We start from the raw sequence: 757 nt of genomic DNA, 5'->3' as shown, positions 1-757 counted from the left end.
TTCTACGGGAACGTATTCAATTACAATGAATTCGACTTATCCAGTAGGAACAGTGGTTCAAGCTAATGCAACGGATGCAGCAGGCAATGTTGGTCCATATGCAAGTCGAGTAGTTACTTCGAGTACTTCAGTGACATTACCAGCACCGACTATCAATACGGCATATGATGGAGATACGATTGTAACAGGTACCTCGACTCCTAATACACAGATTACTTTAAATATTGATGGTATTGACTACACTGGAACAACTGGATCAGATGGCTCATATGCAGTGGCAGTGTCCAAACTATCCTATGGTGCATACATCAGTGCAAAAGCTTCAAGTGGATCAGAGATTTCGCCAACAACTCGACTGATGGTACAAGAAGCGGTTATTGCGAAACCGACAATCAACCAGGTCACAACAAATGATACGATCGTAACAGGAACAGCAGATCCAAATGCATCTATCACGCTTAGTATTCCACAAGGAGATGGCTCAACGAAAAACTGGACTGGAACTTCTGATTCGAGTGGAAACTACGCAATTATCATTTCGAAACAAGCTAGTGGAACAACTATTGAAGTAGTTGCAACAAAAAATGGTAAGACATCTGATAAAGCAACCACTGTTGTTGTTCAAACAGAATTAAGTGCCCCAACGATTAATGGCGTAACAAGCAGTGATACAAGTATTTCTGGTAAAGCTGAACCAAATGCTGTAGTAACAGTAGCAATTGAACAAGCAGGCGGAGGCTATCGTAACTGGGAAGGA

General features: G+C 41.7%; 1 protein-coding gene. It reads left to right on the top strand.

Annotated elements, in window-relative coordinates:
• Positions 1–25 precede the first annotated feature (25 nt).
• Positions 26–757: Ig-like domain-containing protein (locus MFLO_RS15755; protein WP_036098590.1), on the top strand; the 732-nt coding region annotated here is incomplete at its 3' end.

The organism is Listeria floridensis FSL S10-1187 (genome assembly GCF_000525875.1).
GTDB classification, from domain to species: Bacteria; Bacillota; Bacilli; order Lactobacillales; family Listeriaceae; genus Listeria; species Listeria floridensis.
The sequence above is the reverse complement of the archived record's forward strand: the minus strand, read 5'-3'. Positions and strand labels throughout refer to the sequence as shown.